Origin of the sequence: Mycobacteroides chelonae CCUG 47445, from assembly GCF_001632805.1 — a bacterium.
In the GTDB taxonomy this organism is placed as follows: domain Bacteria; phylum Actinomycetota; class Actinomycetes; order Mycobacteriales; family Mycobacteriaceae; genus Mycobacterium; species Mycobacterium chelonae.
This window is the reverse complement of sequence record NZ_CP007220.1, coordinates 826,999-844,676: the sequence shown is the minus strand read 5'-3', so window position 1 is coordinate 844,676 and position 17,678 is coordinate 826,999. Positions and strand designations below refer to the sequence as shown.

Genomic DNA, 17,678 nt, shown 5'->3' with positions numbered 1-17,678 from the left:
ATCCGCGAGGGGCCTATCCGACACGAGAAACCTCCCGCGAGGCAGTGCTCTCGATGAGCGGTGCGAGTCGCTGCGCCGAGCGCAGCGCGAACGGTGACGTGGACACGATACCGAGCGTAGCGATCGCGAGCCCGAGGCCCGCACACATGAACCACAGCGCGGGTGCACCGATCGAACCGCACAGTGCCACACCGATACTTACGCCCACCTGACGACTCGTGGAGGTGACCGCCGAGGCCGCGCCGGCACGATCCAGCGGCATACCGCTGACCGCGGCATTGGTGATCGGTGCGTTCACCATGGAGAATCCCGCACCGAAGATGGCGAAGACCACCAGGAGCTCCCAGATCGGTGTCGCCGTCGTAACCCGGGTGAGCAACAGCGAGGCCGTGAAGAACAGCGCGCCCGCCGCCAACAGTGACGGCCTGGCGCCGAACCGGCCCACCATACGGCCCGAGATCGGTGAGAACACCAGCGCGCCAACGGCAATCGGGAGATAGACCAAACCGGTGTGCATGGCCGAGAAGTGCCGCTCGCCCTGTAGGTACAGCGACATCGTGAACAGGAACGCGCTCCATGCCACGCACGCACATATCGCGGTCAGGGTGGCCGACGCGAACGGGATGCTGCGGAAGAACCGCAGATCGATGAAGGGGTGCCGCCGCCGGGACTCATACCTGAGGAACACCGCGAATGCCGCCAGCGCGGTGATCAGAACCGCGATGAGCCGCGGCGCGGCCCACCCCAGCGACGGCCCTTCGATGAGCGTGAACACGATGCCGAACAGGAACAGCACGGCGAGCACCTGCCCCACCGGGTCCATGTCACGCATGGTCGCCGACTTGCTCTCCGGCACGAAGATCGCCGTCAGCGTGAACGCCAGCGCACACACCGGCAGGTTGATCCAGAAGACGGCACGCCAGCCCACCCATTCGATCAGCAGCCCGCCGACTATCGGGCCCAGCGCCATCGATATCCCGACGACCGCGCCCCAAAAGCCCAGCGCCCTGGCACGTTCCACGCGCCCGGTAAAGACCTGCGAAATGATGGACAGCGCCACCGGGTTGAGCATGGAGCCACCCACCGCCTGCAGCAGACGCGCGGCGATAAGCAACCCGACGGTGGGCGCCACGCTGCACAGCAGTGAACCCACCGCGAAGATCGACAGCCCGATGTGGAAAACCTTCCGCCGCCCCAGCCGGTCGCCCGCGGCACCCGAGAGCATGAGCAACGAGGCCAGCCCCAGGGTGTAGATGTCGATGACCCATTGCAGCTGTGAGGTGCTGGCACCGAAATCGGCCCGGATGGTCGGTAGCGCCACGTTCACGATGGTGGAATCCATCGACACGATGAGCAGACTCAGACAGCAAGAACCCAGGATGACGATCTTGCGGCGCTCACTGAGCGCACCGGCGGCTGCTTCCACACAACCATTGTGAAACTACAACTGTTAGCGATGCAAACAGATTTATGTGAGCTTTGTCATCTCCCGAGGGAGGCTACGGGTACTGACGCTCTCCGTAACCGGTGTAGATCTGACGCGGGCGACCGATCTTGCCCGGCTCCGAATGCATCTCACGCCAGTGCGCAATCCAGCCGGGGAGCCGGCCCAACGCGAACAGCACGGTGAACATGCGCGTCGGGAAGCCGATGGCCCGATAGATCAGACCGGTGTAGAAGTCGACATTCGGGTACAGCTTGCGCTCGATGAAGTAATCGTCGGTGAGTGCGGCTTCCTCGAGGGCCTTGGCGATCTCCAGAAGCTGATCGTCTCCGCCGAGCTTGCCGAGGATCTTGTCGGCCTGCTCCTTACAGATGCGGGCACGCGGGTCGTAGTTCTTGTAGACACGGTGCCCGAAGCCCATGAGCTTGACGCCGTCCTCGCGGTTCTTGACCCGTCGAACGAAGTCGTGGGTGTCGCCGCCCTCGGAGCGAATGCGCTCCAGCATCTCCAGCACCGCCTGGTTGGCACCGCCATGCAGCGGGCCCCACAGCGCGTTGATGCCACCGGAAACAGAGGTGAACAGGTTCGCGTCGGACGAACCGACCAGCCGCACCGTCGAAGTGGAGCAGTTCTGCTCGTGATCGGCGTGCAGGATCAGCAGCATGTCGAGTGCCCGCACGATCTCCGGATCCACCTCGTAGGGCTCGGCCGGCAGACCGAAGGTCATCCGCAGGAAGTTCTCGACGAGAGTAAGCGTGTTGTCCGGGTACAGGAACGGCTGCCCGACCGACTTCTTGTACGCGTAGGCCGCGATGGTCGGCAGCTTCGCGAGCAACCGGATCGTGGACAGCTCGACCTGCGCGTCGTCATGCGGGTCCAGCGAGTCCTGGTAGTAGGCGCTGAGCGCGTTCGCGGCGCTGGAAAGCACCGGCATCGGGTGCGCGTTGCGCGGGAAGCCGTCGAAGAACCGCTTGAGGTCCTCGTGCAGCAGAGTGTGGCGCTGAACCTTGGTGGTGAAGTCCTCCAGCTGCTGCGGCGTGGGCAGCTCGCCGTAGATCAGCAGGTAGCTCACCTCGATAAAGGTGGACTTGTCTGCCAGCTGCTCAATCGGGTACCCGCGGTAGCGCAGGATGCCGGCGTCGCCGTCGATATAGGTGATCGCGCTCTTGGTCGACGCGGTGTTGACGAACCCCGCATCGAACGTGGTGTAGCCGGTATCAGCCAGCAGTTTCCCCAGCGCGAAGCCATCCGAGCCTTCGGTCGCGCGGACGATATCCAGCTTCGTTTCGCCTCCGGGGTACTGGAGAGTAGCGAAATCGTTGTTGTCGGCCACAGGCATCCCTTCTGAGGTTCAGCGGCTCCATGAGAACGTTCATAGAGAAGGTAGTCGCTCCCTCCACACGGCGCCTGGTCAGGGTCGAGGTCGGGGGTCCACCCGGGTGTCGAGCGACCGGCGTCGGCTCCCTTTCCGGCGCACCGTCGAGAGTGCGCCGTCCCACAACAACATCGCGCCCGCGGCGATGACCGCTGGCTTGAACGTGTCCTTGGCAAGCCCGGCGGTCGCCGTGGCCTTGGTGGCGGCACTGGCCTTGGACATGTGCCCGGAGTCGAAGGGCGGCTGCGGGTCGTACTCGATACTCAGCTGAATCGCCTTGGCCCGCTCCTCCCCGGCGATTTGGCCCGCGAGCCACAGCCCCAGGTCGATACCCGCGGACACCCCAGCCGCGGTGACCACACCGCCGCCATCCGCGCGCACGATGCGCTCGTCGCCGACCGGGGTCACCCCGAACGGCTTCAGCAGCGGCAGCGTGGACCAGTGCGACGTGGCCCGCCGGCCCTCAAGCAGACCGGCCGCCGCTAATACCAACGAACCACTGCACACCGAGGTGGTCCACGCGGTCGTCGGATGCACTCGGCGCAACCACTCCAGTAGCGCTTCATCGCGGGCCGCCATGGTCGTTCCGGGCCCTCCCGGTACCAGCACAACATCGGGTGCGGGGGTCTCGTCGAACGAGTGCGTGGCACCGATGACCAGCACGCCCGAATCGGCGGTGATGGGTCCGGGCTTGTGCCAGACGAATCGGACTTCGGTGTCGGGCATGAAGCGCAACACCTCGTAGGGACCGATGAAGTCCAGTGCGGTGAAATCCGGGTACAGCACAATGGCGATTTGAGTCATAACGAAGCCCTTTCGGTGCGATAGAAGGTCTTGCGATACTGATCGGGCGATACGCCCATGCGGCGAACAAAGTTGCGGCGCAAAGATTCCGCAGATCCGAACCCGCAGCGATCCGCGATCACCACCATGGTGTCGTCGGTCTCTTCGAGCTGACGGCGCGCGGCCTCGGAACGGATGCGTTCCACGTAGGCCGACGGCGCCTCGCCGACTTCCGCGGTGAACACCCGGGTGAAATGCCGCGGGCTCATGGCGGCCAGGCGGGCCAGCTCAGGCACTCGGTGTGATCGGCCGGGCTGCGCCTCGATAGCTTCTTGCACATCGCGGATCGGCATGCGCTTGGCCCGCGGCATCCACACCGGGGCCGCGAACTGTGACTGCCCACCCGGGCGGCGCAGATACAGAACAAGCCAGCGCGCCACCGTCTGCGCCACCTCCGCGCCGTGATCGTCTTCGACGAGGGCCAGCGCCAGATCGATACCCGCCGTCACCCCGGCCGCCGTCCACGTCTTGTCCGAGCTGCGTATGAAGATCGGATCGGGATCGACTGTGATGCTTGGGAATTCATTAGCCAGGGTCTCGGCGATAGCCCAGTGGGTGGTGGCCCGGCAGCCGTCGAGCAGGCCGGCCTCCGCGGCCAGGAACGCACCGTTGCAGACGCTGACCACCCGTCGCGCGGAGCGTGCCGAAGCGCGGATCCAGTCCATGACGTCCGGGTCCCGCTGAACCGCAGGCACGCCGACGCCGCCAGGCAGGACCAAGGTGTCGCATCCCGCGCTGGAATCTGGCAACGGACGGGTGACCAACTCCATACCCGAACCGGTGGCGATCGGAGTCCCATTGCTCGATACCAGCGACACGTCGTAGCCGGGGGTACCGGTCAAGTACTGGGACGCGGTCGCGAACACCTCATACGGCCCCACCAGGTCGAGGGCCTGAACTCCCGGAAAACCCAGAATCACTACCGAACGCGTCACGCCTCTTAGTGTTCGCCACCTGGGCAATGGCGTCCAGGTCGGGTATCCCACAAATTAGGACATCAGGAGCTCGGCAGCCACTGCTCCGCGGATGCATCGAGCAGCCGCTGGTGATCCTCACGATTGACCCGTACGTAGGCGTCGGCGAAGGCCGCATCGGCAGCATTGGGATCGGCACCCGCACCGAGGTAGCCCGCAATCACCCCGGGCACGCCCGACTGGGCGTGCGCACGCGCGAGGGCCATCGCACACAGGGACCGATACAACGCCAGGTCGTTGGGATCCGTGAGACTGGCCATGACCGCGGCCGCCCCACGCTAGAACGCGAACGGCGATTCCGACATGCGCTCGCGGCGCACCGGAACCAGCGACGGGATTCTGGACGTGTTCTGCGCGGCGAGCACTGGCGTCAGAGCATCCCTGGGTGAAACCTACTGGGGTTGCACCTTGTCCTGGCCTGCCTCATTCGCATCCTCCGCTGTGATCTCGTCCGACGTCCGGAACCGCACAAACACCGGAACGAGGAGCGCCGCAATGATCACCCCCACCACTACGAGAGCGCCACCACCGGCGGCGGCTGCCGTCGTACCCACGGCCGCGGCGGCCGCACCGTGCGCGAAGTCGGCAACCCGCGGCCCTCCTGCCACCACCACCGTGAACACACCCTGCAACCGACCGCGTACATCGTCCGTTGCCACCGATTGCAGGATCGTTGTCCGGAAGGCCGCCGACACCATGTCCGCGATGCCACCGATCACCAGGAAAACCAGCGACAGCCACAGCAGCGGCGCGTGTGCGGTGAGCCCGAAACCCACCATCGCCAGCCCCCACACCACGATGCTGATCACCACCGCCAGACCCTGGCGATCGATCCGATGGAACCAGCCGGAGAACACCCCGCCGATCACCGCGCCCACCGATATCGCGGCCGACAGCAGCGCGATCACGGTGCCGCCGTCGGCTGGATCGCCGAACCCCTCGTGGGCAATCTGCGGGAACAGGATGCGCGGCATCCCGAAGATCATGGCGATGAGGTCCACCACGAAGGACATCAGGACGATCTTGTGCCCGGCCAGATAGCGGAAACCCTCGAGGACATCACGAAGGCCAGAGGTGTTGGCGCGCAAATCTTTTGACGCGCTGCTCGGCGGCATCCTGTGCAGCCGAACTGTCGCCCAAATGGGCGCCACGCACGCGATGGCGTCAATCAGATACAAGGTGGACAGATCCACCCACTTCAGCAGTACCCCGGCCAGCAGCGGTCCGGCGATGAACCCGAACTGTTGGACCGTCATGTTCAGCGCGTTGGCGGCGGGCAGCTGATCGAGCGGAAGCATCCGCGGAATCGCCGCGGCGCGCGTCGGCGAATTCACCGCGAAGAAGGCCTGCTGCACCGAGAGTAGGCGCAGCACCACCCACACGTTGTCGACGGATAACGCGGCCTGCAGCCACAACAACACCGAAGAAACACCCAGTCCAATGGCCGTAATGATCAGCAGGGTCCGCCGGTCCATCCGGTCCGCCAGCGCGCCGCCCCACAGACCGAACACCACCAACGGCACCAAACCGAAAACGCCCGTCAGTCCGACATACGCCGAACTGTGGGTGAGCGAATAGATCTGAACCGGCACCGCGAACAGGGTGAGCCCAGCGCCGATGACCGTGACGACTCCGGCCAGCCACAGACGCCGGAAATCGGCGTTGCGCAGAGGTGTGATGTCCGCAAAAAATCGACTCAGGCCGCACCCGCTCCACTCATCACCGGCCAACAAATACCGTGGCCGTCCAGGCTAGCTAACTTACCTGGACGGCCACGGGTTCACCTCGCCGGCTCGGATACTTCGTCAGATGGTGCGGGCACCGTGTCCGTATCTGACTCGGACTCGGACTCGGACTGCGCAGCCTCCACAGCGGGTTGTTCCTCCTGCGATTCGGATTCCGCATCCGGCAATTGCGCCACGAGGTACTCCCCGAGCCCACCGATGGTCGGGTAGTCGAACACCGCCGTCGCGTTGATGGTGAACTTGCCACCGAACTGGCTGTGTAGCCGGTTACGCAGCTCGATCGCCATCAGCGAATCCGTACCAAGATCCAAGAACCGGCTCGTCGCGGCCGGCGGCTGTGCCAGGCGCAAGAAGTTCTGCACCTCGCGCTGCAGGAACTCGGTCACGAAACCAGCCCGCTGCGGCACCGGTATCTCCATCAGTTGCTTGAGCAACTCGCTGTCACCGGTTACCTCGCCCACGGCACTCGGCAACACGAGGTCCAGGATCGGCGGACGCGAACTGCCCAGCACCTTCGCCGCTCGCTGCCAATTGGCCTTGATGACGGTGGCCTGGCCGACGCCGTTGGCGATGACCTCGGCCAGAGCCGCGAGCGCCGCCGAGGGATCCAGCGGAATCAGGCCCTGCGCGCTGATGTTCGCGGTCGCCGCCTCCGAGGAGGCCATACCTCCCTGACCCCAGGGGCCAAAGTTGACGCCGGTGGCGGGCAGGCCCTGCGACCTGCGCCGGGCGATCAGACCGTCGAGCCACGCATTGGCCGTCGCATAGTTGGACTGACCGGGCGAACCGAACAAGCTGGACACCGAGGAGGACACGATGAAGAAGTCCAGATCCTCGTCCTTCGTCAGCCTGTCAAGGTAATCGGCACCGAACGCCTTGGGCGCCAAGGTGGTCCGGAATCGCTCGACGCTCTGCTGACCCAGCAGGGCGTCATCGAGCACGCCTGCCAGATGCGCGATGCCGCCGAGCGGGGGCAGCTCCGCCCGAATCCGCTCCAGCAGCTTCACAACCTCGGACTCCTCGCCGACATCGGCGGTGAAGACGTGGATGCGGGCCTTGGAGCGCTCGCTGATCTCCTCGATCAACCGTTGCGCGTCCACATCTGGAGCACGGCGACTGGTCAGCACGATGTCACCGGCACCGAGCTGAGCCAGATACGACGCGGTGTGCAGGCCGATTGCACCCAGCCCACCAGTGATCAGATAGGTCCGATCCGGCTGTGGTGCCAGCGGATTCGGCATCTGGCACACGATCTTTCCGATATGGCGGGCCTGCTGCATGCGGCGGAATGCCGTCCTGGCCTCCGTCAGCGGGTAGATCTCCGCGGGCAGTGGTGTCCACTCCCCCTTGGCCAAACCGTCCGAAACCTCCGTCAGCAAGCCCCGAATACGTTCGGGCTCTTGGAACATCACGGTGTCCAACGCGACGATCTCGTAGGCGATATCTGGGCGGGCTTCGGCCATCTGTTCCGAAGTCCAGATATCACGCTTGGCGATCTCGGCGAAACGGCCGTTCTTGGCGGTGGCCCGCACAGTCGCCTCGACAAACCCCTCGCTGGTGAGGCTGTTGAGCACCACGTCAACGCCATGCCCATCGGTGTCGGCGAGGATCTGGTCAGCGAAATCGGTTGTACGCGAGTCATACACGTACTTCACGCCGAGCTTGCGCACGGTCGCCCGCTTGAAGGTGCTCGCCGTTGCATAAACCTCAGCACCGCACTGCTGCGCCATCTGAATCGCGGCCAATCCCACACCACCACTGGCCGCATGGATGAGCACACGATCGCCGGGCTTCAGCTGCGCCCAGTCGAAGGCGAGCCGAACTGTCAGCGCAGCAGCGGGAATCGTGGTGGCCTCAACCGCACTGACCCCATCCGGAATCGGCGCCAGGAACTGAGCCGGTGCGTTGAACCGGCTGGCGAAGGCACCTTGCATGGAGCCATAGACCCGCTGACCCACCGCGACCTCGGTGACGCCCTCACCCAATTGCGTGACGACACCGGCGAAGTCACCGCCGATCGGGCCCGGGTCACCCGGGTACAGACCCAGCACATTGAGCACGTCACGGAAGTTGAGACCCGCGGCCTCCACCCGCACCTGCACGTATCCCTCGTCCGGCGCCTCGACTTCCTTCTCGGTGATCCGCAGGTTGTCGATGGCACCACGTTCGGTGGGCAACAGAGCGTAGTCACTCCCGCGCGGCACCGTGAGATTGCCACTGCGTGACCACGGCAACAATCTCGAGGCCAGCAGCTTACCCTGCCGCACAGCGATTTCCGGCTCCTCCACTGGCGTAGCCAGCAGATTCGCCAACGCCTGGACAGCCTCGGGTGAGCCGTCACCATCAACGAGCTTGGCGCGCAGCGCCGGTTCCTCGTTGATGGTGGTGCGCCCGAATCCCCACAGGGAAGCCTGCACCGGATCGACCGGCTCGCCGGACTCGGTGGCCACGGCGCGCTCGGTGACGATCCAGAGACCATCGGGAAGTTTCACGCCATTTTGTGCACCGTTCTGCACCGTGTGCACGGCGCTGAGCAGGTTGGCGATCTCGGTCTCCAGACGCGCGATCTCATCCGTGCTCGACTCCTGCGCACCCGGTGCGGCGGCACGCCAGACGACACCGGAGAACGGCACGCCGCGTTCCTTGGCCTCTGCCAGCACCTGTCCGAGAAGTTCCGGATTACTCGTCCGATCGAACGGGATGCAGCCCGGCACCCTGGCCGCCAGCTCGTCGAACCCGGCGATCAACCAGGTACCGCTTGCCGCCGCGGTGCCGTCCTCCGAGGGTGGCACCGGAACCTCGTGCCAGCCAAGGGTGTACAGCAGGCGGGTGGCATCGCCGCCCAACCCACGCAGCAATGCCTCGCGCGGCGCACGTTTCACCGTGAACTCACGAATCCCACCGAGGTGACGGCCATCGCGATCCAGGTATTCGAGATCGAAGACCTGGGTCTCGCTGTCCAGGGCACTCTCATGCCACCGGGCCCGGCAGTAGAAGCGCCGTGGCATCTTTTCCTTCAACGTCACCTGGCCATACCGCAAGGGCAGGAACAGATCGTTGATGCCTTGCTCGGCCGCGAGCAGGGCCGGGAACGCCGGGAAGGCCACACCGGTGCACAGATCCATCAGCACCGGGTGCATCGGCTCGGTACCGAGCTGTTCTGCGAGTTCCTCACCGACGAGGACGTCGCCGATGGCCTCACCCTGACCAAGCCAGAGTGACTTCAGAGAACCGGACCAGGTTGGGCCCCAGGACAGTTCCAGATCAGCGAAGGTTTCGAACAGCTCGTGCGGACGCATGCGCTCCATCCGCTCGATGGCCGCGTCAACCGGCTCGGCCTCCGAGGTCTGGCCGGCCGCATCGTCGGCACTGTCATCGATACCTGGCACGACGGTGCCTTCAGCGTTCAGCGACCAGTCAACATCGCGTTCGCCATAGGGACGGCTGTGCACCTGGAACTTCGACCCACTGCCATCCTCCAGCGGATGCAGCGTCAGCTGCACCTCACGAGAGCTCTTCTCCGGCAAAATAATCGGCTCGTAGAAGAACACATCCTTGGCCCGTGCCGGAGTGCCGACGGCCGCCAGGGCCATCGCGGCATACGTTGCGCCGGGTACGACGACGGTGCCGTAGATGACGTGGTCGGACAGCCACGGCTGCGACCTGACCGACAACCGGCTGATGTAGACGGAATCGCCGGAGGCAAGGTCCTCGCCTCTACCCAGGATGCCCGCGGACAAGCCGCCTCCGCCTTCGATGGCGGCGCCGGACGACTTCGGCCAGAAGCGGCGGCGTTGGAAGGGATAGGTCGGCAGTTCCAGCGTATTACGCGGGTGGCGCTGCAGCGCGGCGAAATTGGGCCGATGGCCGCCGACGTACGCCGCGGCCAGTGCCTCGGCGATCTGGCGTCGGTCGCCGACTCCCTTGCGCAGCGAGACAATTGCCCGCGGAGCGGCCAAGTGCTCCGGCCAGACCTGCACCGCGGCGCCGGTCAGCACCGGCTGTGGGCCAATCTCCATCAGCACCGAGCACCCCAGCGCGGCCACGGTGCGCACACTCTCGGCGAACTGCACCGGCTGACGGGAATGCCGTCGCCAGTATTGGGCGTCGATCGGGGTCTGTGCCGTCAGCACCGCACCCGTGCGGTTGCACACCAGCGGCAACGTGGGAGTCGCGAACTGTACTTGCGCTGCGTACGACTCGAATTCGTCGAGGACGGGGTCCAGCAGCTCGGAATGGAACGCGTGGCTGGTCTCCAGCCAGGTGCACCGGATTCCCTCCTCCTCGAAGCGCGCGACCGCCTGTTCCACATCCTCGCCCGGACCCGAGAGCACGGTGTTCGGTCCGTTGTAGGCGCCCACCGACACCCGCGGAAAATCACTCGCGATCTGTTCGACATGCTTGGCGTCGCTAAAGACGGCCACCATTCGCCCGCCCGCGGGCAGACTGCCGAAGAGCCTGCCGCGCTCGGCGATCAGTCGCGCACCGTCCTCCAGACTGAACACTCCGGCGACGCATGCGGCCGCGTACTGGCCGACACTATGGCCCAGCACCACGTCGGGCTCAATGCCCCACGACTGCCACAGTCGGGCCAGACCCATCTCTACGGCGAAGATGGCTGGCTGCGCGAATGACGTGTGCCGCAGTACCTTCCCGGCTTCTCCGCCCGTCTCGCGATCGGTGGCGAACATCACCTCCAGCAAGGGGCGCTCGACGATGTCCTTGACGGCTTCCGCGCAGCGCGTGACGATCTCCGCGAAAACCGGCTCTGCGTCGAATAACTCACGCGCCATGCCGGGATATTGACTGCCCTGTCCGGTGAACAGCCATGCCGTTGTCGGATGATTCGTGTGCTCGCCACGAATCACGCCGGGGCGCAGCCGGTTCTGAACCAACTCGGCCAGCCCCTCGCGCGCGGACTCCACCGAGTCCACGACGAGAGCGGCACGATGTTCGAAGTGCGACCGCCCACTCCCCGCGGTGAGGCACACATCCTCGATGTCGACCTCTGGATGGGCGCTCAACCAGGACTCGTAACGCTGCGCCACCGCAGCCAGCGCCTCCGGCGACCTGGCGGACAGCGGGAGGACGTTCACCTTGTCGCCCTGAGCTTCTGGTGTAGCGGCCGTCTCGTCGGGGCCACCTTCATCCGTCGCCACTGCCCGTCGCGGTGCCTCTTCGATGAGCACGTGGGCATTGGTGCCGGTGAATCCGAACGAGCTCACCCCGGCGCGCCGTGGCCGACCGTTGGGCTCCCATGGAATGGCCTTGTCCACCACCCGAACTGGCAACGACTCCCACGGGATGTGCGGGGACGGCTTTTCGAAGTGCAGACTCTGCGGCAGCACCCCGTTTTGGAGCGAGAGCACCACTTTGATGAGACCTGCTGCACCGGAAGCCGATTCGGTGTGACCGATGTTGGATTTGACCGAGCCCATCAGCAGCGGCCGGTCTGCCTCACGCGAGCCACCGTAGGCCGCGGCAGCCGCCTGCACCTCGATCGGATCACCCAGCGGGGTACCTGTTCCGTGCGCCTCAAGGTAATCGACGTCCCCACCCGCCAGACCGGCACGCGCAAGCACCGTTCCGATGAGTCGTTGCTGCGCCCCGCCGTTGGGAACGGTCAGTCCACTGGATGCGCCGTCCTGGTTCACCGCGCTACCCGGAATCACGGCCAGGACCCGGTCCCCGTCGCGCTCCGCATCGCTCAATCTCTTGAGCACAAGAATCCCGCAGCCTTCACTGCGCACATAGCCGTCGGCAGACGCATCGAATGTCTTGCAGCGCCCGACCGGCGAAAGCATCCTGGCGCGCGAGGCGGCAATGACTGTCACCGGGCTCAACAGAACGTTCACACCACCGGCCACTGCCAGATCGCAGTCACCGGAGTGCAGGGCCTGCACGGCCTGGTGGACCGCCACCAACGCAGAGCTGCACGCGGTGTCCACCGCGACCGCTGGTCCCTCGAATCCCAGCGCGAAGGCAACACGCCCCGATATCGCGTTGAGCGCATTACCGGTGATGAAATAGGGCTCAATCTTGTCGATCGATTCCGACGACAACAGGTGTGCGTACTCGTTGGCGCCCACGCCCGCGAAGATGCCGGTTCGGCTGCCGCGCAACGCGGCCGGCGAGTATCCGGCGCGTTCCAAGCCCTCCCATACCGTTTCGAGCATCAGTCGCTGCTGCGGCTCGATCCAGACGGCCTCGCGCGGGGAAATGCCGAAGAACTCGGGATCGAATCCATCGATACCGTCCAGGAATCCGCCGAAGCGTGTGTACGTCTTGCCCGCGGTCTCTGGATCCGGGTCATAGAACTCGTCGATGTCGAAGCGGTCCTCGGGCACCTCGCGAATCGCGTCGACGCCCCCGGAAAGCACCTCCCAGAAGGCCTCGGGATCCGGCGCGCCGGGGAACCGGCACGACACCGAGACAATCGCGATCGGCTCGTCGGTGCGATCCGTGACCGCCGATACCCGTTGCGGCGCCGGCTTGGCTTGCTCGCTGAGGCCCAGCACCTCGCCGAGCAGATAGTCGGCAACATCGGAAATGCGCGGATGATCCATCACCAGGGTGACCGGAATCTCCTTGCCCACACCCTGTTCCATGCGTTGGCGCAGTTCGACGGCCATCAATGAATCCATGCCGAGATCGAAGAACCCCGCATCCTCGCGGATCTCCGAGACATCCACGCGCGTCACCTCGGCCACCGCATCGCGCAGGTAATCGGTCAGAAGCTTCTTGCGCTGCTGCACCGGAGCACCCGCGAGCCGTTCGACCAGCTGCGTCGTGCCCGACTGCGGGACACCCTGCGATGCGGCCAGATGCGAAGGCACCTCGCGCTCCAACTCCGCCAGGAATGCTCGCCTTCCGGCCTGCTGGTAGAGCGGTAGGAAACGGGTCCAGTCGATGCGGGCGACGACGCCCTGCGCCCCGCCGTTCGACTGGGAGGCCGCCACCACATCCGCCAGGCCGGCCAGCGCATCGGACGGGGACAACGTCTTGATTCCACGTTGTTCCAGTCGCGCGCGGGATTCCGCGTCGGCCATGCCTGCCGTCCACGGACCGAAATTGACGCTGGTCCCCGCGATTCCCTGTTCACGCAGACGCCAGGCAAGTCCATCGAGGAAGGCATTGGCCGCGCTGTAGGCGGTCTGACCGAAACCACCCCACACCGATGCGATGGAGGAGGTGCTGATGAAGAAGTCGAGCTTCAGGTCGGCCGCTGCTTCGCTCAGATGCCAGGCGCCCCAGACCTTGCCGGCGAAGACGCGGTCGACTTCGGAGTCGTCGAGATCGCTGAGCGGGGTGGTGCCGATCTCCCCGGCGGCATGGACAATGCCGGCCAGCGGCGGCAAGTCGGCCTGCACGCCCGCCAACAGGCGTGCGACGTCATGTGCGTCCGCGACATCGGCGGTGACCACCCGAACCTCGCAGCCGTGCTGAGCGCCCAGTGCATCGATGCGCTGCTGCGCGGTCTCGTTCGGTTCACGCCGACTCGTCAGCACCAGATTCTTCGCGCCGCGCGCGGCCAGGTAACCGGCGATCTCCAGTCCGATCGAACCCAACCCGCCGGTTACCAAGTAGGTTGCGTTGTCGCGGACTTCCAGCGGAGTACCGCTGGGCAGATTCTCCCGCCGCACGAGCCGGGGAACGTAGACCGACTGATCGCGCAATGCGATCTGATCCTCCCTGGCCGCCGCATCGCTCGATGCGGAAGCACGGCTGATGAACTGTGACCATTCGGCGGCACTGGCATCGGCCAGATCAGCGAGTCCACCCCACACCTGTGGAAGCTCAAGGGCTGCCGCACGGCCGAATCCCCACAGGGCACTCTGTTCCGGCGCCACAGTGTCGGTATCGGTGATGCGCTGGGCACCACGGGTGATCACCCAGATGGGTGCCCGCAGTTCAGCAGCGGCGGCCGCGCGGAACAGTCGCCGCGTTCCGCCCAGTATCTGGTGTTGCATCCGCAGCAGCGACCGCGCCGAAGAGGCACCCCCGTCGAGGGCAGCGACATGCACGATGCGGAGCGCCGAATCGCCTGATACCGCGGAACGGAACTCGTCGGCAAGCTGCTGCTCGTCGGCGTCGGACGTCGGCAACCCGAGAATCCGGTACTGCTGTCCACGCGCAGTGAGCGCATCGACCAGAGGCGCGGCCGCGCCGGCTACATCACCCACGAGAAGCCAGGTGGTAGCCGTGCTGGTATCGGCACCCGCGAGCGGCATGGGCGACTTGTCCCACCGGAACTGGTAACGATCGTCCGCGATGGTCTGTGTAGTGCGTTGCTGGTTATGTTGCGCCGCAAGCTTTGTCAGGACTGCCAGGGTCTGCTGGTCGCCGCTTGTACCGCCAAGTAGGTTCGCGAGTTCCTCGATCTTTCCGTCCTCGAGCAGACGGACGGCTTCGGTGCGCGACCCGGAAGCAGGCTGTTGCTGCTTCGTGGCGTCGCGGTTGTCGGCGTTTCGCTTATCACTGAACCAGTACTGGCGATGCTCGAACGGATAGGTGGGTAGGTCGAGCTTTCGCGCGTGGCCGTGCCGGAACGCACCGAAATCGGGCAGGTGCCCCAGGACGTACGCGTCGGCAGCGGCTTCGGTGATCTGCCTGTGGTCCGCGGTGTTTCGACGCAAGGAGGCTATCGCCCGCGGCGCGGTGGCCGGGTCGGGCCAGGCGCGGAGCGCGGCGGCGGTGAGTACCGGTTGCGGGCCGATCTCGAACAACACCTTGCAATTCATGTCGGCGAGGGTGCGCACGCTCTTGGCGAACTCCACCGGTTGACGTGCGTGCCGGCGCCAGTACGCACCGTCCAGTTTCACACTTCTACCCAGCGCGGTGCCCGTGCGGTTGTCGATCAGGATCCGTTGTGGTGTCTTGTAATTGAACTTGCCGGCATACACCTCGAACTCGTCGAGGATCGGGTCGAGCAAGGCCGAGTGGAACGCGTGACTGGTCTCCAGGAAGTCACACCGAATGCCCTCGGCGACCAGCCCCGCCACCGCCTTTTCCAGATCCTGTGCGGGACCGGACAATACGGTATTGGCACCGTTATAAGCTGCAACCGACAGACTGGGGAAATCGTCAGTCAGGCTCTCCACCCGCTCGGCGGCAGCGAATATAGCTGCCATCCGCCCGCCGGCGGGCAAGCTGCCGAACAAGCGGCCGCGCTCGGCCATCAGCGCGGCGCCGTCCTCGAGGCTGAACACGCCCGCGACGCAGGCTGCCGCATACTGACCAACGCTGTGCCCCAACACCACATCCGGCTCGAAGCCCCACGATTGCCAGAGCCGGGCCAAGCCCATCTCCACTGCGAACAAGGCGGGCTGTGCATAGGCGGTCTGCCGCAGCGTCGCCTCGGCATCTGGACCGTCTACATCGAAAATGACATCCAATAACGGCTTTTCGAGAACATCGGCCACCACCGCCGCGCAACGCTTCAGCGTCTCGGCGAACACCGGCTCGGTGTCGAACAGCTCACGGGCCATGCCCGGGTACTGGCTGCCCTGACCGGTGAACAGCCACGCCGTCTTGGGCGTGTCATGGGATTCCCCACGCCCCAGACCCGGTGCCGGGCGGTCATCGGCGACGGCGCCGAGCAGCTCCACGGCGGCTTCGCGGGAATTGACCACCAGCGCGGCGCGGTGCTCCAAATGTGCGCGCCCCACTCCGGCGGTGAAGCACAGGTCCGCCAACGTGGCCTCGGGGTGCCCGTTCAGCCAGCTGCGGTATTGATCGGCGATCTGCACCAACGCGGCGGGTGTGCGCGCCGACAGCGGCAGAATGCTGAACCGGTCTCCCGTCGACTCCGGCTCTTCGGCCGTTTCGATCTCGGCCGCTACCGGGGCCTCTTCGAGAATGACGTGAGCGTTGGTCCCGGCGAACCCGAACGAGCTAACTCCCGCAATACGTGGGCGCCCGTTGCGCTCCCACGCGGTGGCCTCCTTGACGACCTCCACCGGGAGCCTGTCCCAGGGGATATGCGGCGATGGATTCTGAAAGTTGCGGTGCTGCGGCAACAATTCGTTCTCGAGTGACAGCACGACCTTGATGACCCCCGCGATACCCGCGGCCGCCTCCAGATGTCCGATGTTCGTCTTCGCTGAGCCGATCAACAACGGATCGTTCGCCGCACGGCCGATGCCGTAGGCCGCGCCAGCGGCCTGGGCCTCGATCGGATCGCCCAACGATGTTCCGGTGCCGTGCGCCTCCAGATACCCGACGTCACTCGGCGCGACACCGGCACGCTTGAGCGCATCGGCGATAACACGCTGCTGAGCAACGCCATTGGGGACCGTCAACCCGCCCGATGCGCCGTCCTGGTTAATCGCACTGCCCCGGATCACGGCCCGGATTCGATCACCGTCGCGGATTGCATCCTCAAGGCGCTTGATGACGATGACGCCGGATCCCTCACCACGCACGTAGCCGTCCGCGGCCGCGTCGAATGTCTTGCACTTGCCGTCGGGCGCCAGCATGTGCGCATGCGAGAACGTGATCATTGTGGCCGGGGTCAACAGGACATTCGCACCGCCGGCCAGCGCGAGATCGCACTCTCCGAGTTGAAGTGCTTGGCACGCTTGATGAATTGCTACCAATGACGAGCTGCACGCCGTATCGACGGCAACCGAGGGTCCCTGCAACCCCAGCCGGTAGCTGATGCGGCCGGCGGCCGCAGCATTGGAGGTGCCGATGGCCATGTAGGCCTCGATCTCCGGAAAAGTCAGCTCATCGGACGCCATTCCCAGGTAGTCATGGGTGGCCAAACCGACGAACACGCCGGCATTGGTCTCGGCCAAATCCGTTGGGGCGATTCCGGAATGCTCCACCGCCCGCCAAGCCATCTCCAGCAACAATCGGTGCTGCGGGTCCATCAGCCTGACCTCGCGCGTCGACATACCGAAGAACGGCGCGTCAAATCCCGTCACGTCATCGACGAAGCCGGCACGACGGGTTACGACCTTGCCGGGAGCTCCGGGTTCAGAGTCGAAGAACTCATCGGCATCCCACCGGTCAGCGGGTACCTCCGATATCGCGTCACGGCCTTCACGCAGCACGTCCCAGAACTCGTCCGCGTTGGCGGCACCGGGAAAACGCGCTGCATATCCGATGATTGCAAAACGTGGGGCGGGATTGTTCGGATGGTCAGCGGATTCCATGCTGTGGCCTCCTTGCGTCGGCGGGTGGGGAGAGTGGCCCTCGACATCGTCGGACCGAGAATGTGACTCTGGACATCGGCGGGTGCGAACGCGACTCTAGCCGAACAAGTATCGTGCGCACTGTTGTTCCCAAACTTC

6 protein-coding genes and 1 pseudogene are annotated in these 17,678 nt (G+C 65.3%); all 7 read right to left on the bottom strand.

Going from position 1 to position 17,678, the window contains the following annotated elements; genetic code table 11:
- Positions 1-13 precede the first annotated feature (13 nt).
- Positions 14-1,426 carry a DHA2 family efflux MFS transporter permease subunit gene (locus tag BB28_RS04190; protein ID WP_046252640.1) on the bottom strand — a complete coding sequence of 471 codons (1,413 nt, stop codon included), beginning with the start codon at positions 1,424-1,426 and terminating at the stop codon, positions 14-16.
- Between the two features lie 73 nt (positions 1,427-1,499).
- A complete protein-coding gene (locus tag BB28_RS04185; RefSeq protein ID WP_162269697.1) occupies positions 1,500-2,783 on the bottom strand; it encodes a citrate synthase in 1,284 nt (427 codons plus the stop codon).
- Positions 2,784-2,855: 72 nt separating this feature from the next.
- Positions 2,856-3,623: a DJ-1/PfpI family protein gene (locus BB28_RS04180; protein ID WP_046252639.1), complete on the bottom strand. Its 768-nt coding sequence runs from the start codon at positions 3,621-3,623 to the stop codon at positions 2,856-2,858.
- Positions 3,620-4,597, bottom strand: a complete 978-nt coding sequence (locus BB28_RS04175) for a GlxA family transcriptional regulator (RefSeq protein ID WP_046252638.1) — start codon at positions 4,595-4,597, stop codon at positions 3,620-3,622. The genes BB28_RS04180 and BB28_RS04175 overlap by 4 nt, the downstream gene beginning before the upstream one ends.
- Before the next feature lie 62 nt (positions 4,598-4,659).
- Positions 4,660-4,896, bottom strand: a pseudogene (locus BB28_RS04170) (DUF2252 family protein); the annotation flags it as partial.
- 132 nt (positions 4,897-5,028) lie between these two features.
- On the bottom strand, positions 5,029-6,306 hold the full coding sequence (locus BB28_RS04165) for an MFS transporter (protein ID WP_081252344.1): 1,278 nt from the start codon (positions 6,304-6,306) through the stop codon (positions 5,029-5,031).
- 110 nt (positions 6,307-6,416) lie between these two features.
- The gene (locus BB28_RS04160) at positions 6,417-17,540 is read right to left on the bottom strand and encodes a type I polyketide synthase (RefSeq protein WP_046252636.1); all 11,124 of its coding nucleotides are present in this window, start codon (positions 17,538-17,540) and stop codon (positions 6,417-6,419) included.
- Positions 17,541-17,678: the final 138 nt, after the last annotated feature.

Excerpts from the sequence above, each read along its gene's own strand:
- BB28_RS04180 (WP_046252639.1), bottom strand. The coding sequence starts at position 3,623 with ATGACTCAAATCGCCATTGTGCTGTACCCGGATTTCACCGCACTGGAC.
- BB28_RS04185 (WP_162269697.1), bottom strand. The coding sequence starts at position 2,783 with ATGCCTGTGGCCGACAACAACGATTTCGCTACTCTCCAGTACCCCGGA.
- BB28_RS04160 (WP_046252636.1), bottom strand. The coding sequence starts at position 17,540 with ATGGAATCCGCTGACCATCCGAACAATCCCGCCCCACGTTTTGCAATC.